At 69.4% G+C, this 16,212-nt stretch carries 14 protein-coding genes; 8 read left to right on the forward strand and 6 right to left on the reverse strand.

Annotated features, from left to right (window positions below):
* Positions 1–126: 126 nt before the first annotated feature.
* Positions 127–1,299, forward strand: coding sequence for an adenylate/guanylate cyclase domain-containing protein (locus ACTWQO_RS02965; protein WP_443235595.1), 1,173 nt, complete (start codon positions 127–129; stop codon positions 1,297–1,299).
* A gap of 76 nt (positions 1,300–1,375) precedes the next feature.
* On the opposite strand, the gene ACTWQO_RS02970 is transcribed toward ACTWQO_RS02965, so the two are convergent.
* Positions 1,376–1,882: a hypothetical protein gene (locus tag ACTWQO_RS02970; protein WP_443235596.1), complete on the reverse strand. Its 507-nt coding sequence runs from the start codon at positions 1,880–1,882 to the stop codon at positions 1,376–1,378.
* A 198-nt stretch (positions 1,883–2,080) separates the two neighbouring features.
* On the opposite strand from ACTWQO_RS02970, the gene ACTWQO_RS02975 reads away from it, so the two are divergent.
* The 3 genes from ACTWQO_RS02975 to hutH all read left to right on the forward strand — a co-directional run bounded on the left by ACTWQO_RS02975 (position 2,081) and on the right by hutH (position 6,015).
* Complete coding sequence (locus ACTWQO_RS02975; RefSeq protein ID WP_443235597.1) at positions 2,081–2,890, forward strand: enoyl-CoA hydratase/isomerase family protein; 810 nt, start codon at positions 2,081–2,083, stop codon at positions 2,888–2,890.
* A 348-nt stretch (positions 2,891–3,238) separates the two neighbouring features.
* On the forward strand, positions 3,239–4,381 hold the full coding sequence (locus ACTWQO_RS02980) for a diguanylate cyclase domain-containing protein (protein WP_443235598.1): 1,143 nt from the start codon (positions 3,239–3,241) through the stop codon (positions 4,379–4,381).
* A gap of 95 nt (positions 4,382–4,476) precedes the next feature.
* Positions 4,477–6,015 (forward strand): histidine ammonia-lyase, encoded by a 1,539-nt coding sequence (hutH, locus tag ACTWQO_RS02985; RefSeq protein WP_443235750.1) that lies wholly within the window; start codon positions 4,477–4,479, stop codon positions 6,013–6,015.
* Between the two features lie 62 nt (positions 6,016–6,077).
* Here the strand turns inward: hutH and ACTWQO_RS02990 are convergent, their stop codons facing one another.
* On the reverse strand, positions 6,078–6,863 hold the full coding sequence (locus ACTWQO_RS02990) for a hypothetical protein (protein ID WP_443235599.1): 786 nt from the start codon (positions 6,861–6,863) through the stop codon (positions 6,078–6,080).
* Positions 6,864–6,904: 41 nt separating this feature from the next.
* Complete coding sequence (locus ACTWQO_RS02995; protein WP_443235600.1) at positions 6,905–7,210, reverse strand: hypothetical protein; 306 nt, start codon at positions 7,208–7,210, stop codon at positions 6,905–6,907.
* Between the two features lie 109 nt (positions 7,211–7,319).
* Here ACTWQO_RS02995 and ACTWQO_RS03000 point away from each other — a divergent pair, with 109 nt between their 5' ends.
* Both ACTWQO_RS03000 and ACTWQO_RS03005 read left to right on the forward strand, forming a co-directional pair.
* Positions 7,320–7,679 carry a hypothetical protein gene (locus ACTWQO_RS03000; protein ID WP_443235601.1) on the forward strand — a complete coding sequence of 120 codons (360 nt, stop codon included), beginning with the start codon at positions 7,320–7,322 and terminating at the stop codon, positions 7,677–7,679.
* A 216-nt stretch (positions 7,680–7,895) separates the two neighbouring features.
* Positions 7,896–9,158: a L,D-transpeptidase gene (locus ACTWQO_RS03005; protein ID WP_443235602.1), complete on the forward strand. Its 1,263-nt coding sequence runs from the start codon at positions 7,896–7,898 to the stop codon at positions 9,156–9,158.
* A gap of 128 nt (positions 9,159–9,286) precedes the next feature.
* Here the strand turns inward: ACTWQO_RS03005 and ACTWQO_RS03010 are convergent, their stop codons facing one another.
* Positions 9,287–10,270, reverse strand: a complete 984-nt coding sequence (locus ACTWQO_RS03010) for a zinc-dependent alcohol dehydrogenase family protein (protein WP_443235603.1) — start codon at positions 10,268–10,270, stop codon at positions 9,287–9,289.
* An 86-nt stretch (positions 10,271–10,356) separates the two neighbouring features.
* On the opposite strand from ACTWQO_RS03010, the gene ACTWQO_RS03015 reads away from it, so the two are divergent.
* The gene (locus tag ACTWQO_RS03015) at positions 10,357–10,755 is read left to right on the forward strand and encodes a winged helix-turn-helix transcriptional regulator (RefSeq protein WP_443235604.1); all 399 of its coding nucleotides are present in this window, start codon (positions 10,357–10,359) and stop codon (positions 10,753–10,755) included.
* Between the two features lie 121 nt (positions 10,756–10,876).
* On the opposite strand, the gene ACTWQO_RS03020 is transcribed toward ACTWQO_RS03015, so the two are convergent.
* Positions 10,877–14,170 (reverse strand): S8 family peptidase, encoded by a 3,294-nt coding sequence (locus ACTWQO_RS03020; protein ID WP_443235605.1) that lies wholly within the window; start codon positions 14,168–14,170, stop codon positions 10,877–10,879.
* Between the two features lie 224 nt (positions 14,171–14,394).
* On the opposite strand from ACTWQO_RS03020, the gene ACTWQO_RS03025 reads away from it, so the two are divergent.
* A complete protein-coding gene (locus ACTWQO_RS03025; RefSeq protein ID WP_443235606.1) occupies positions 14,395–15,144 on the forward strand; it encodes an SDR family NAD(P)-dependent oxidoreductase in 750 nt (249 codons plus the stop codon).
* A gap of 74 nt (positions 15,145–15,218) precedes the next feature.
* On the opposite strand, the gene ACTWQO_RS03030 is transcribed toward ACTWQO_RS03025, so the two are convergent.
* The gene (locus ACTWQO_RS03030; RefSeq protein WP_443235607.1) at positions 15,219–15,899 is read right to left on the reverse strand and encodes an ABC transporter ATP-binding protein; all 681 of its coding nucleotides are present in this window, start codon (positions 15,897–15,899) and stop codon (positions 15,219–15,221) included.
* Between the last annotated feature and the right edge of the window lie 313 nt (positions 15,900–16,212).

Consider the following 16,212-nt stretch of genomic DNA (forward strand, 5'->3'; position numbering starts at 1 on the left):
AACGCCGGTGCCATCCCAGCCGCCGGTCACCAAAGCATCCGGCGCCACGGAGTGAGCTGGCGCACATCTGCCGTAAAGTTGACCGCGGTCGATACCTGACCGCGGCAGATCGGAAGGGCAGCAGGCGTGACCGTCGACGACACGGGCTCCGGCAGGGACCCGGACGGCCGGGTGGATGCTCTCTCGGCTTCGATCGAGCGGGGCGACCCACACGACCGGCGGGACCCCGACGCCGCCGACCCCGGGGAGGACCCCCTCGCCCTCCGCCTCGAACAGCTCATCCTCGGCGCGGAACGGCGTTACACCCCCTTCCAGGCGGCCCGTAGCGCGGGCGTCTCGATGGAGCTGGCCTCCCGTTTCTGGCGGGCGATGGGCTTCGCCGACATCGGCCAGGCCAAGGCGCTCACGGAGGCCGACGTACTGGCGCTGCGGCGGCTCGCCGGTCTCGTGGAGGCGGGGCTGCTGAGCGAGGCGATGGCCGTGCAGGTGGCGCGCTCCACCGGGCAGACCACAGCGCGGCTGGCCGAGTGGCAGATCGACTCCTTCCTGGAGGGCCTGACCGAGCCGCCCGAGCCCGGCATGACGCGCACCGAGGTGACGTACCCGATCATCGAGCTGCTCCTGCCGGAGCTGGAGGAGTTCCTCGTCTACGTCTGGCGGCGCCAGCTCGCCGCCTCGGCCGGCCGGGTCATCCAGGCCGCCGACGACGAGGAGATGGTCGACCGGCGCCTTGCCGTGGGCTTCGCGGACCTCGTCGGGTTCACGCGGCTGACCCGCCGTATGGAGGAAGAGGAACTCGGCGAGCTGGTCGAGGCCTTCGAGACCACCGCCGCCGATCTCGTGGCCGCGCACGGGGGACGGCTCGTCAAGACGCTCGGGGACGAGGTGCTGTACAGCGCCGACGATGCGGGGGTCGCCGCGGAGATCGCGCTGCGTCTGATCGAGACGATGGCGAACGACGAGACGATGCCGGAGCTCCGGGTGGGCATCGCGTTCGGCACGGTGACCACTCGTATGGGCGATGTCTTCGGTACGACCGTGAATCTGGCGTCCCGGCTTACGTCGATAGCTCCCCGTGATGCCGTGCTCGTCGACAGCGCCTTCGCGGAGGATCTGATCCGGACCGGGGACGCGCCTGCCTCCGAGGCGGAGGCCGCGGAGGCGGCGGCCGCTGCGGAGAAGGAGGGGGAGGAGCCGCCGACGTATCGGTTCGCGCTTCAGCCGATGTGGCAGCGGCCGGTGCGGGGGCTTGGTGTGGTGGAGCCGTGGTTGCTTACGCGGCGGGCGCCGTCGGGGTGACGGTTGTGTGTCGGCTGCGGGTGCGTTGTGGCTGGTCGCGCAGTTCCCCGCGCCCCTTCGGGGCGCTGCAGTTCCGTTAGTCGTTGGTGGTGAGTGCGTCTACGCACAGGCCGATGACCGGGACGCAGATGTTCGGCTGATCCGGTGTGGGGGCCGGGGAGTTGGTGGGCTGCGTGGGCGTCGACTGCGGGGCTGGGCTTTTCGTCGGCGTGTGGTCGGGCGTCTCGGCGATGGTGGTGGGCGCTTCCGTCGGCGTCGGGGTTGTCCTCGTGGGCGGTGCGAGGTGTGGCTTCGTGGGGGCGGGTGGCGTGGTGGGGGCGCGCATCGCTGAAGCCGGTGTCGGGATCGCGGTGGGGGTGGCCGCCGTGGTTGCCGCTGTGTTCGTCTTGCGGCCGGTGCCCGGATCCGGGCGAGGCTCGGCCTCCGCGGTTTCGAGATGGCTGACGTCGGAGTCGGGGGTCAGGCGTACGAGGCTCAGTACGCCGGCGGCCACGGCGAGGCCTCCGGCGGCGAGCAGCAGCTTGCGGGGGCGGGGTTTGCGGTGGCGGCCCCGCTGACGTGCTGGTGCGTTCTGGTCCGTCACCGCGATCCCTCCCCGTTGCGCGTGGCGCAGCGCACGTTATGCGCTGGTGTGGGCGGTCGGGTGGGAGTCGGGCGGGATGTCACTCGAAGGGGGAGTTCGGGGGCGGGCCGGGAACCGGCGTCGGCCTTTTCCCTGCCCGGGATGGCTGCGATGATCGGGGCGCATGCTGTTGTTAACCCGCGTTAACCGGAGGGTGTCATGAGCGAGGAACGGTTCGGGGAGTTCGTGCTGGTGCGGCGACACGGCGACGGGGGCGTGGGGTATGTCGCCGAGCTGGCCCTCGACCGGCCCAAGGCCATGAACGCCGTGTCGACGGAGATGGCACGCTCCATCGCGGCGGCGTGTACGGCGCTGGGGGGCGACAAGGGCGTACGGGTGGTCGTGCTGACGTCGACCCATGAGCGGGCGTTCTGTGTCGGGGCGGATCTGAAGGAGCGGAACTCCTTCACCGATGCCGAGCTGGTGCGGCAGCGGCCGGTGGCGCGGGGGGCGTACACCGGGGTGCTGGAGCTGCCGGTGCCGGTGATTGCGGCGGTGCACGGGTTTGCGCTGGGGGGTGGGTTCGAGCTGGCGCTGTCGTGCGACGTGATCGTGGCCGATCGGACGGCGGTGGTGGGGTTGCCCGAGGTTTCGGTGGGGGTGATTCCGGGGGGCGGGGGAACGCAGTTGCTGCCGCGGCGGGTGGGGGCGGCACGGGCGGCCGAGCTGATCTTCTCTGCGCGGCGGGTCGAGGCGGTTGAGGCACGGGAGTTGGGGCTCGTGGATCAGCTGGTGGAGGCGGGGCAGGATCGTGAGGAGGCGCTGGCATTGGCGTCCCGGATCGCGGCGAACTCTCCCGTCGGGCTCCGGGCGGCCAAGCGGGCGTTGAGGGTGGGGTTCGGGCTGGATCTGCGAGCCGGGCTGGAGGTCGAGGACTCGGCGTGGCGGGCGGTGGCCTTCTCGGGGGACCGGGCGGAGGGGGTGGCGGCGTTCAACGAGAAGCGTCCCCCTGAGTGGCCGGGAGAGTAACTCGCCCCCGCCGCCCCTACCCATCCCATCCTGAAGGGGCTCCGCCCCTGCACCCCGGCGGGGCTTCGCCCCTGCACCCCGGCGGGGCTTCGCCCCTGCACCCCGGCGGGGCTGCGCCCCTGCACCCCGGCGGGGCTGCGCCCCTGCACCCCGGCGGGGCTTCGCCCCTGCACCCCGGCGGGGCTTCGCCCCTGCACCCCGGCGGGGCTTCGCCCCTGCACCCCGGCGGGGCTTCGCCCCTGAACCCCGGCGGGGCTTCGCCCTACAGGGCTGCACGCTGGACCGTCGCGCCCACCTGTTCGCCGCATCAATGTCCCGGTTCGCCCATTTCCTCCCTAGCCTGGAGTGATGGGTGAGGACATCCGGCTCGCGGCGGTCGTGGCGTTGGCGCAGGGTATGGCGGCTGCGCATGGGTCGCGGGATGCGTGGCGGGCGGCGGCCGGTGGGGCTTGTCGGGCCTTGGGGGGGAGTTTTGCGGCGCTGTCGGTGTGGGAGCGGGATCTGGGGCGGCTGCGGGTGCTGGTGAATGTGGGGGAGCGGGCGGCCGGGGAGGTGGAGTTCCCGGAAGATGAGGCTTACCCGGTGCATCAGTTTCCTGAGATCACCGAGTTTCTGCACGAGCGGTGGGCCGGGGGTGGCGAGCCCGACGCCTGGGTCGAGACCGCTGATGGGCCTACGACAGGGCGGCCCGGTTATGTCCATCAGCGCGTTGCCGCCCTGCGCCGCCGTGGCCGCGGCTGCTGTGTCGTCGCCCCGATCGTGCTGCACGGGCGGGCCTGGGGCGAGCTGTATGTCGCCCGGGCTGTCGGAGAGCCCGTCTTCGACCGGGCCGACGCCGACTTCGCCACCGTCCTCGCCGCCGTCGTCGCCGCCGGGATCGCCCAGGCCGAGCGGCTGGAGGAGGCGAGGAGGCTGGCGTACACCGACGCGCTCACCGGACTCGCCAACCGCCGCGCCGTCGACGTACGTCTGGAGGAGGCCGTCGAGCGGCATCGCAACCAGGGGGTCGTCGTGAGTTTGGTCGTCTGTGATCTCAATGGGCTCAAGCGGGTCAACGACACGCGCGGGCATGCCGTCGGGGATCGGCTGCTGGAGCGGTTCGGGTCGGTGTTGTCGTTGTGCGGGGCCATGCTGCCCGGCGCGCTTGCCGCCCGCCTCGGTGGTGACGAGTTCTGTCTGCTCGCGGTCGGGCCGCCCGCGGACGAGGTCGTCAAGGCCGCCGATGAACTCTGCCGCCGGGCCGCCGAGTTGGAGCTGGGGGAGGGTGTCGCCTGCGGGGTCGCGTCGACGGGAGATCCGATCGGGCCCGTCCGCTCTGCCCGGCGGTTGTTCCGGCTCGCGGACGCCGCCCAGTACCGCGCCAAGGCCGTACGGGCCACCAAACCCGTCGTCGCCGGTCGTGAAGGGCCGGACGATCCCGTCGTGCGGCTGGCTGATGAACCCTCGCGCGACACCGGGGCCGAGCGGCGCCGGTTCCGGGGGCGGCGCTGACCCCGGCGTGACCGTGTGACCAAATCGGTAAGGGGTGAAACCTGCACCCACTCGTGACATCTTCGAATTCACTCACTACTCTCCTGAATATGGATATGCACACTGTGGTGGTGGGGACGTCCGGGGTGACCGCGTCCGACGTTCTCGCCGTGGCGCGCGCCGGCGCCCGGGTCGAGCTCTCCCCGGAGGCCGTGGCAGCGCTTGCCGCCGCCCGCGAGATCGTGGAGGCGCTGGCCGCCAAGCCCGACCCCGTCTACGGCGTGAGCACCGGCTTCGGCGCCCTGGCGACCCGGCACATCAGCCAGGAGATGCGGGCCCAGCTGCAGCGCAACATCGTCCGCTCGCACGCCGCCGGCATGGGGGCGAGGGTGGAGCGGGAGGTCGTACGAGGCCTGATGTTCCTGCGGCTGAAGACCCTGTGCTCGGGGCACACCGGCGTCCGGCCCGAGGTCGCGCAGACCATGGCCGACCTGCTCAACGCCGGAATCACCCCCGTCGTGCACGAGTACGGCTCCCTCGGCTGCTCCGGCGACCTGGCCCCCCTGTCCCACTGCGCCCTCACGCTGATGGGCGAGGGCGAGGCGGAAGGCCCGGACGGGACCCTGAGGCCCGCCGGCGAGCTTCTCGCCGAGCACGGGATCCGGCCCGTCGAGCTCCGTGAGAAGGAAGGCCTCGCCCTCCTCAACGGCACCGACGGCATGCTCGGCATGCTGGTGATGGCCCTCGCCGACCTCGACACCCTCTACAAATCCGCCGACGTCACCGCCGCCCTCAGCCTCGAAGCCCTCCTCGGGACGGACAAGGTCCTCGCGCCCGAGCTGCACGCCATCCGCCCGCACCCGGGCCAGGGCGCCTCCGCCGCCAACATGCTGGCCGTGCTGAAGGGTTCGGGCCTGACCGGGCATCACCAGGACGACGCACCCCGCGTCCAGGACGCGTACTCCGTGCGGTGCGCTCCGCAGGTCGCCGGCGCCGGACGCGACACCATGGCCCACGCCCGGCTGGTCGCCGAGCGCGAACTCGCCTCCGCCGTCGACAATCCCGTCGTACTGCCCGACGGACGTGTCGAGTCCAACGGCAACTTCCATGGCGCGCCCGTGGGTTATGTCCTCGACTTCCTCGCCATCGCCGCCGCCGACCTCGCGTCGATCGCCGAGCGCCGTACCGACCGGCTGCTCGACAAGAACCGCAGCCACGGGCTGCCGCCGTTCCTCGCGGACGACCCGGGGGTGGACAGCGGGCTGATGATCGCTCAGTACACGCAGGCCGCGCTGGTGAGCGAGATGAAGCGGCTGGCCGTACCGGCGTCGGCCGACTCGATTCCGTCCTCCGCGATGCAGGAGGACCACGTCTCCATGGGCTGGTCGGCGGCGCGCAAGCTGCGTACGGCCGTCGACAACCTCACCCGGGTCGTCGCCATCGAGTTGTACGCCGCCACGCGCGCCGTCGAGTTGCGCGAGGGGCTGACCCCGGCGCCCGCGTCGCGGGCCGTCATCGAGGCCGCACGGGCGGCGGGTGTGGCGGGTCCAGGTCCGGACCGGTTCCTGGCGCCCGACCTCGCGGCGGCGGACGCGTTCGTGCGGGACGGGCGGCTGCTGGCGGCGGTGGAAGCCGTCACCGGGCCCCTGCAGTAAGGCAGTGAGGGCCCTGCCGTACGACGACGGCAGGGCCCCGCGGGATCACCTCGACCGGGCGGTCACTTGAGTTTGGCTGCCTGCGCGTCGACCACGGCCGACGGGACCTCGGCCGCCTTGCCGGTGCCCATCTGCGCGAAGTCCACCGTGTAGTACGTCGCGACGGTGGAGCCCTGGCGTACCACCTGGGTGTTGAAGGTGGCCGTGCCCTCGCCGTCCATGTCGGAGTCCACGGAGAACGCGACGGACTCGTCGCCGCCCGTGGGGGCCTGCTGGGAAGAGACCTTGGTGATCTTCTGGGTCTCGCCCTGGGCGGTGATGGCGAACCCGCCGGAGCAGGCCGCGATGCCGTCGGAGACGGCCTTGACCGCCTGCGCGGCGCCGTCGCCCTCGTACGAGGAGAGGCCCACGAAGGTCATGTTGACCGAGAAGGCGTTCTCGATGTCGGCCTCGGTGAGGTCCTCGGCGGGCTTGGAGGCGGCGTCCGACGACGGGTCGGCGGTGACCGTGTTGCTGACGCTCGCGTCCGTGTCGCCCGGCGCGAGACCGGCCATGGCCCAGGCGAGCGGCGCGCAAGCGGCCTTGTCGGTCTTCACGACGCTCTTGGACTTCGGCAGGGTGTCGTCGCCGGTGGCGACCTTGTAGCCCTTGACCTCGCCCGCGGCGAGCAGCAGCTTCTCCAACTCGCCCGCGCTGCGCGCCTTGGCGGCCTGGGTCGGCGTGGCGGACTCGGAGCCGAGTGCCTTGGAGCCGCCCGACTCCTCGGTGGAACAACCGGTGACAAGGGCGAGCGACAGCGTGCTCACGGCGACCGTGGCGGCTATGCGCGCGCCCGATGATCTCTTCATGGCGGGACTATGCGGCCCAAGTCAAAGACACGTCAAGTGGGTTAAAAACCCAGTCGCTCACGCCGTACCGAATACACCACGAACCCGGCACCGAGGGCGAGGAAGAACGTCCCGCCGACGATGTACGGGGTGGTGTCGAAGCTTCCGGTGTCGGCGAGTCGGGTGCCGTCGGCGGAAGCCTCCGTGGTGACCCGGGCCTGCGTGGTGACCTGCGACGTCGGGGTCGCCGAGGGCTCCGTTCTGGCCGGGCCTTCCATCGTCGCGTTGGCGGACGGGACGAACCACAGGGCGCCCAGCAGGGTGCCCGCGGCGGCGGCGGTCAGCAACGGACGGCGAGCGGATGACACGGAATATCGATCCCCTTGTGGCGCTGGCGAATTGGCCGTGTGAGGCGATGTTAGTGAAAGGTGCGGGTCACGGGAAAGTCACGGGAGCTGTGGGTCGTACGCTCCGGGCATGAGCACTGCAGAGACATCACGTTTTGTACGGCTTCGCGTGGAGCTGGTGATCGAGGTCGACGATGCCGACGACCTCACGAAAGCGGCACTTCAGCGCATCGCGGATGACGCTGATATGCCGCAGGACGAACGGGTACACGCACAGAGCGCTGTGACGGAAGACACGGCGGAGGCTCTCGCCTATCTCGTGGACCCGTTCGACCTGGTCAGCGAGGTGCCGGGAATCGAGCTCCAGCAGGCCTCCTGGAGCAGTGAGCAGATCGAATACGACCCGGAGTCGCCCGAGTGGGACCTCGACGAGGATGATGGCGACGACGGTGACGGCGACGAGGAAGACGCCGAGAAGGCGGTCGGCTGACGCTGCTTGGGAAAATCGTGACCCTGGGCGGCAACCGCCGCCCGGGGTTTCGTCGTCTCAGGGGGCGCACTGACCGACATCCGCACCACCCGCCCCGCGAACGTGGTGTGCCCCACACATCCGACAGATGTGGAACGGGACGAACCGGTCTTGGCGTTGAAGCTTTTTACGGATGTTTGTTAACGGGGACACTCGGGGTTTGGGGATTCGGCAGCGATGGAGAAGCGTGTGATGACGGACAGTAAGCGGCGCAGGGGTCTGATGGCCGCGTCCGCACTGCTCGGCGGTGTCCTGGTGCTCTCGGCCTGTTCCGGCGGCGGTGACGACGCCTCCGGCGGGAGCAACGACACCTCGCAGGCGAAGGTCGACGAGGCGGCGGCCAAGAAGACCTCCGAAGCGCAGATCAAGATCACGCCGAAGGACGGCTCGGACAACGCCTCCATCAACAAGGGCACCGCCGTCACCGTGAGCAAGGGCACGCTCACCGAAGTGAAGATGACCACGGACGACGGCACCGCCGTCGAGGGCGAGATATCCGCCGACAAGACCAGCTGGAAGCCCAGCGTCCAGCTGGAGCGGTCCACCACCTACAAGGTGACGGCGGAGGCCAAGGACTCCGAAGGCCGCGTCGCCCACGAGAACGCCTCGTTCTCCACGGTCTCCCCGGACAACAGCTTCCTCGGCTACTTCACGCCGGAGGACGGCTCCACGGTCGGTGTGGGCATGCCGGTGTCGATCAACTTCGACAAGGCGATCACCAACAAGGCGGACGTCCAGAAGGGCGTCACCGTCACCTCCAGCAGCGGCCAGGAAGTCGTCTGCCACTGGTTCAACGAGACCCGCATGGACTGCCGGCCGGACGAGTACTGGAAGGGCGGCTCCACCGTCACGCTGAAGCTCGCGCTCGACGGTGTCGAGGGCTCCGAGGGTGTCTACGGCGTCCAGCAGAAGACGGTCACCTTCAAGATCGGCCGCAACCAGGTCTCCTACGTCGACGCCAACACCAAGCAGATGAAGGTCACGCAGGACGGCAAGACGATCAAGACCATCCCGATCTCCGCCGGTTCGCCCGAGAACAAGACGTACGAGGGCCAGATGGTGATCTCCGAGAAGTTCAAGGAGACCCGGATGAACGGCGCGACGGTCGGCTTCACCGACGACGACGGCAAGGGCGAGTACGACATCAAGGACGTCCCCCACGCCATGCGCCTGTCCAGCTCCGGCACCTTCATCCACGGCAACTACTGGGGCGCGGACTCGGTCTTCGGCAGCACCAACACCAGCCACGGCTGCGTCGGCCTGAACGACACCAAGGGCGCCAACGACAAGGGCACGGCGGGCTACTGGTTCTACAACAACTCGATCGTCGGTGACGTCGTGGTCGTCCAGAACACCGGCGACAAGACCATCGCCCCGGACAACGGCCTGAACGGCTGGAACATGGACTGGGCGCAGTGGAAGGCGGGTTCGGCGGTCTGACGCCGGTCTGCGCGCTGACGTCAGTCGACTGAGGGCGGCCACCCGATCGGGTGGCCGCCCTCAAGTTTCGCTTCGCGTAAGGGAGTTGCCGGTAATATCCGGCATGTGACGCTCCTTCTGGTCCGTTCCTAGACCGTCACGACGATCTTCTTCCCGGCGTGGAGCCCCTTCTCAAGGTGGCGGTGTGCCTCGACGACGTCGTTGAGGGCGAACACCCTGTCGATGGCGGGCCGCAGTGCACCGAGGCGTACACCCGCGTTCAGGAAGGCCGCCATGCGTTTCACCACGACGCCGTCGAGGGTGTGCTCGAAGCTTCGGTAGCTGAAGATCGTGAGCGGCGTGCTTCTCGGGAAGGGTGTGGGCCGAGGGTCCAGGAAGCCCGCGGCGACCAGTGTTCCGCCGGGCCGAGCCGCCTTCAGGAGATCCTGCTGGCCGGGGCCCATGACAACGTCGAGGACGATGTCGGCGCCGGTCCCGCCGGTGTGGTGGCGGACGGCTTTGACGACGTCCATGTGGTCGGTGGCGATGACCGCGGCGGCGCCGGCGGCGAGCAGGTCGTCCTTCCTCGCAGTGTGCCGAGTGATGGCGATGGGCACGGCGCCGATCTGATGGGCGATCTGCATTGCCGCCCGGCCGACGCCGCCGGACGCGGCAGTGATGAGGACGTGGTCGCCGGGCCGTATCCTCGCCTTCTCGACGAGCGCGCCGTAGGCGGTGGAGTACGCGACCCAGATCGCCGCCGCCTCCGTGATTCCGAGCCCGGCCGGCCGGGCGACGACCTGGCTCGCGGGGACCGTGGTGTATTCGGCGTAGCTGCCCCTGGCGCTCGCGTCCGGAATGGCCGTGAGAATGACCGGATCGCCGATCTTCAGCCCGGTGATCTCGGGACCCAGCGCGTCGACGACGCCGGTTCCTTCGACGCCGAGGCGAGCGTGTGGCAGGGGGACGGTTGCGGGCGAGGTACCGGAACGCATCATCTGGTCGAGCGGGTTGACGGCGAACGCTTCGATCCTGACCCGTACCTCGCCGGCGAGGGGCTCGACGACCGCCTCCTCGACGACGTGCATGACATCCGGCCCGCCGAACTCGTCGAACACGACAACTCGTGGCATGGTGACTCCTCCGCATCTGGTGCTGTTTCGTTGCTCGCGGAAGACGTTACGGAGCCGCGGGTTACCTCCTGGTACCTTCGATTGTCATGCAGAACGTGGCTGGACCAGCCTTCCTCGCTGACTGTCCCACGCGCCTGGCGGTCGAGATCATCGCCGACAAATGGGCCGTGCTCGTGCTCTTCGGGCTCAGCCATCAGCCTCGCAGGCACGGTGAACTCATCGACCTCATCGGCGGCATCTCGCGTAAGGTCCTCACCCACACGCTGCGCCGGCTCCAGCAGTACGGTCTGGTCGAACGCCATGCCGAAGCGCCACGGCGGGTCGAGTACAGCCTCACCGACCTCGGCCGGACCCTCGTCGAGCCCATCGAGGTCCTGACGAACTGGGCGAGGGACTACGGCGGGGCCATCATCGACTTCCAGGAGGCGGCGGAAGCCGCCTCTACTGCTCGGGCTCGCACCGCGGGTGGTGGCGCGTTGAGCTGATCATGCGCCAGGCCGTTCCCTTCCCCTGCTTGGGCAACCCAAGGGAGCACGGATCCAAAGAGATTCGGGCCCTTCGAGATTGACTCTCGAAGGGCCCGATCCTGTGGTCGACCTCAGCTGATCACTTGGCGTAGTACGCGTTGTAGATCGAGATCGTCGACTTGTTGTTCTTCTTGTCGGTGATCTTGGCGTGGAAGGAGATCGCCTTCCCCTTCGCCGGGTTCTTCACGGTGATCTTGCCGCCCGAGACGGTGACCTTCTTCCAGGTCTGGCCGTAGTCGTACGACACGTACACCGTCAGGGACTTGAGGTTGCTGCCCTTGGCCGCGCCCTGGACGGTGACCGGGATCTTGACCGTCTTGTCGGCCTCGACGCGGCTGTCCGGGCCCGTGGCCGCGCTGAAGCGGACCGTGGACGCCGGGAGCTTGGCGAGGTCGCCGGACGGCTTCTTGGAGCGGAAGGTCCAGCTCGCGTCGATCCGCGTGGACGCGGCGGCGACCTTGACGGTCCGCTTGACCGACGTCGTCAGCTTGTACTCGGCGTCGCCGGACGGGACCTTGAACGCCTTGTTGCCGAACAGCGGGTCGTCGTTGCTGCCGACCTTGGTGCCGTTGCGGTAGAGCGAGGTGTTCACCGAGGTGAACAGCGACGAGCCCGCGTGTCCCACGCTGTCCGCGAACAGCGGCAGGTACCCGTAGATCTGGTTGCCCTCGCGGAACAGCCCGAACTGGGAGTTCAGATGCGGGCCGAAGACCGCCCGGTTGAAGGTCTTCTTGTAGGTCTTGCCACCCTCGAACTTGAGGAAGTTGCCGAGCGTGTAGGACGCCTCCAGGATCGGGAAGCCGTCCGCGTCCGTGCCGCCGTACTGCTCGACGTCGTACGTCCACTCGATCTTGTCGGACGTCGACAGGTACAGCGTCCGCGTGCCGGGCAGCTTCTGCTCGATCGGGCTGCCGATGACGACGTCCTCGGGGAAGGCGCCGATCGTGAGGATGCCGCCGGTCTTTCCGGCGGTGGCGGCGCCGATGTCGTTCTTCACCTTGGCGAGTTCGCCCGCCTTGAAGTGGCGGACCTTGTCGCCCTGGATCTTCTTGACCTTGGCGGTGGTGGCGACGTCGTACTCGGTGTCGGCGCCCTTGGTCCACTGGCCGTTCCAGGTCTGCGTGAGACCGTTGACCTCCCCGCCGAGGGGCGCCATGCGCACATTGGCGAAGGTGTCGAGGCCGACGCCGACGCCGACACCCGCCGCGTCGTAGAGGTAACCGATCATGCCGAAGGTCTGCTTCGCGGCAGCGTCCGGCACCGTGATGTCGGCCGCCTTGGTCTTACGGGCGTCGATCGTCACCGAGGTGTCCTTGGTGACGGTCAGCCTCGGCTGGACCAGCCAGTCGAGGCCGCCCTCGAAGGTCGCGAAGTCCTCGGCGATCCAGGCGTCCAGCAGGTAAGTGCCCTTGGCCACGCGCATCGTGGTCGTGCCGGACTCGGCGGCCGGGACCGAGTAGACGCGGTTCGCGCCCAGGCCCGAGTAGCCGAACAGCACGGTGTTGTACTCGGACGGCTGCCCGTCCTTGCCGATGTGCTTGACCTTGAGGTCGTACGACTCGACCTCACGCTGCACCGCGGCCGCCGTACGGACGCTCTGGCCGCCGCCCGTCGCCGTCACGTACGCCGAGTACGCACCGTCGACGGTGCCGCCCAGCTTGGTGTTGACGGTCATGTCGACGCTGGCCTTGCCGCCCGCAGGGACGGTCACCGTGGTGGCGCCCAGCTTGAAGAAGCCGGCCGGGGCGGCCTGCCCCTTCGGGTTGGTCGCCGTGGAGGTCAGCTTGAGCGTGACGTCCGCCGTACCGAGGTTGCGGTACGTCAGCTTCTTGGTGACCGGCGTGTCGTCGGTGTGCGGCCACTGCTGCGTGCCGAAGCTCACCGACACCGGGTCGGCGATCACGGTCTGCTTGATGGCCTTGTCGACCTGGATGCGGCCCGAACCCTGCTGGAACGGCGTGTACTTGCCGCCCTTGGTGGAACCGGTCAGCGCGCCCTTGATCTCGGCGTAGGTCCACTCCGGGTGCTGCTGCTTCAGGATCGCCGCCGCGCCCGCGACATGCGGGGTCGCCATCGACGTACCGGAGATGGTCACGTAGCCGGCCGGGTTCTCGCCGACTTCCTGCTCGATGACGCTGCCCTTGGCGGACGCGGCCGTGGTGTCCACACCCGGCGCGGTGACGTCCGGCTTGATGGCGCCGTCACCGGTGCGCGGGCCGGTGCTGGAGAACGGGGCGAGGACGTCCTTGTCGTCGACGGCGCCGACGGTGAGCGCGGCGTCCGCGGAGCCCGGCGAACCGACCGACTCCGGACCGGAGTTGCCCGCGGCGATGGCGAAGAGCGTGCCCGTCTCCGCGGAGATCTTGTTGACCGCCGCCTCCAGCGGGTCGATCTCCGGGGTGTCGCCGCCGCCCAGGCTCATGTTGATGACGTCGGCGCCCTGCGCGGCCGCCCACTCCATGCCGGCGAGGATGCCGGAGTCGTCACCGAAGCCGTTGTCGTCGAGGACCTTGCCGTTGAGGATCTTGGCGCCCGGAGCGACGCCCTTGTACTTGCCGCCCGACTTGGCGCCGGTGCCCGCCGCGATGGACGCGACGTGCGTGCCGTGGCCGTAGCGGTCGTGGGCGTCGGCGGCCGTGGTGAAGTTCTTGGACTCCACGACCTGGTTCTTCAGATCGACGTGGGTGGCGTCCACGCCGGTGTCCAGGACGGCGATCTTGACGCCCTTGCCGTCGTAGCCGGCCGCCCATGCCTTGGGGGCGCCGATCTGCGGCACGGACTTGTCGAGGCTGGCCTTGCGGACCCCGTCGAGCCAGATGTGCGCGATGCCGGAGGCTGTCTTGTCGCCGTTGGTGACGGCGTCCCACAGCTCGGGCATGTCCTTCTGCGGCGTCTGCACGGCGTCCGCGTTCAGGGAGGTGAGGGTCCTGCGGAGCGTGCCCGCGTCCCGGACGTCGGACTTGGCGGCGGTGGCGGCGCCCTTGTAGCCGACGATGACCTTCAGGCCGTTCTTCTGGGACGAACGGGTCGCGGTCTTGTTCAGCTCGGTGATGTCGAACAGCCGCTGGTCGAGCTTGCCGGCGGCGACCAGACGGGCCGCGTCGGCGGGTATGACGAGCGTGTGCCCGTCGGCTTCACGGACCTGCACGGGTATGTGCTTCCGCCCCTCCGCCCGCTCCAGGCCGACCACTTGGCCCTTGGCGTCCACGGCGATCCGGTCACCCGTGATGAGGGTGATGCGGTGGGGCGCGGCGAGCTTCGCGGCGCCGGTGGCCCCGCTCTGCTCGGGTTCCGCCGACGCCGGGCTGGTCATGCCCGCGGCGAGGGCGACGGCGGCCGCTGTGGCGACGGTGGCCGCGCCTGCTCTTTTCACTTGTCTGCGCAAATTTCCCCCTGCCTGAGGTACCGGGTGAATTCCCCTTCACCCGGCGGGGGGTCATCTCGTACGCATGTGCGCGCTCCCCCCGGATGACGCAGTATGCCGGGGAGTGATCAGGCCCTCAATAGAGATCTCAAGAGTCCCAATGGTTGTGTCGAATTCCGGCCGCGTGTCTCGACGTACCCGAGGAAGACGTACCCGGGAAAGGGGAGCGGGACATGCTGCTGGAGAACAAGGTGGCCGTGCTGTACGGCGCCGGTGGGCCGATCGGAGGCGCGGTGGCGCGCGCCTTCGGCCGCGAGGGCGCGCGGGTCCATCTCGCCGGACGCACCGCGAAGAAGCTCGACGAACTCGCCGACGAGATCCGTGCGGAGAACGGTGTGGCGGAGCCGGCCGTCGTCGACGCGCTCGACGAGCGGGCGGTGGACACGTACGTCGACGGCGTCGCCGCGCGCGAGGGGCGGATCGACATCTCGTTCAACGCCATCGGCTACGGCGACGTACAGCAGCCGCTGACCGAGATCACCGTCAGCGACTTCCTCCAGCCGATCACCAACGCGATGCGCAGCCAGTTCCTCACCACCAGGGCCGCGGCACGCCATATGTCCCGGCGCGGGTCGGGCGTGATCCTCGCCTTCGGCGGCAGCGGTCCGCAGACCCTGCCCGGGCTGGGCGGCTTCAAGATCGCCCTCGATGCGCTCGAAGGACTGCGGAGGCAGTGGGCCGTCGAACTCGGTCCGCGCGGCATTCGCGTCGTCACCCTCAAGACGGGCGGCGTGCCGGAAACGCTGCCCGCGGGGTTCGACGGCGCCCAGGAGATCATCGCCTCCATCGAGCGGGAGACGCTGCTGGGGCGTGCGGCGACGCTGAGCGACGTCGGGGACGTGGCGGCGTTCGTGGCGTCGGACAAGGCACGGACGCTGACGTCGACGGACGTGAACATCTCGTGCGGGGCGATGGTGGATTGAGGGCGGTGACGCCGTGAGTGGACCGCCGGGTCCCGCTTTTCCGGGAGCGGCGGTCACACCCAGTCGTTGGTGCCCTAGACCGCGTTCTCCTTGACCGTGATGCGGCCCTTCTTGATCGTGGCCAGGCGGGGGGCCTTCTTCGCGATCGCCGAGTCGTGGGTGACCATGATGAAGGTGAGTCCGAACTCCTTCCACATGGATTCGAGTACGTCCATGATCTCGTCGCGCATCGACTCGTCGAGGTTGCCGGTGGGTTCGTCGGCGAGCAGTACCTTCGGTTGCTTCACCAGTGCCCTTGCGATCGCCACGCGTTGCTGCTGGCCGCCGGACATCTCGCCGGGCAGATGCGTGAGGCGTTCGCCGAGGCCGACGGACTTCAGCGCGTCCGCCGCGCGGTCGCGCCGCTCGGTCGTCTTCACGCCGAGGGGGACGAGGGCGGTTTCGACGTTCTCCTGTGCGGTGAGGGTGGGGATCAGGTTGAACGCCTGGAAGACGAAGCCGATGTTCTCGCTGCGGACCTTTGTGAGGCGGGTTTCGGGGAGCTTGGCCAAGTCGGTGCCGTCCAGGACGACTTCACCTGCGGTGGGCCGGTCGAGGGCGCCGAGCATCTGGAGGAGGGTGGACTTGCCGCCGCCGGTGGGGCCCTGGATGACGAGGCGGTCGCCGTCGGGGATGGTGAGGTTGACGCTGTCGAGGGCGTTGATGGATTCCTTGCCGCGGGTGTAGCGCTTGGTGACGCTTCTGAGTTCGTACATGTGGGTTGCTCCTGAGTGGGGTTCGGGGGTGGTTCGCGTTGTGTTCGGCTGCGGGTGGGTGGGGGCTGGTCGCGCAGTTCCCCGTGCCCCTTGGGGGGTTGCAGTCCCGTCGGCCGCCAGCCCGCGTAGCTGCGGGCGCTCTCCCGCCAAGCTGCGGGTGGGTGGGGGCTGGTCGCGCAGTTCCCCGCGCCCCTTGGGGGGTTGCAGTCCCGTCGGCCGCCACAGCCCGCCCAGCTGCGGGCCACACGTGCCGCAAAGCTGCGAGCATGCATGCCGCCTCGCGCGGCGCCCACCCAGCAAGCGGCGGCACCTC

This window comes from Streptomyces sp. 4N124, from assembly GCF_052245395.1.
Classification (GTDB): Bacteria; Actinomycetota; Actinomycetes; order Streptomycetales; family Streptomycetaceae; genus Streptomyces.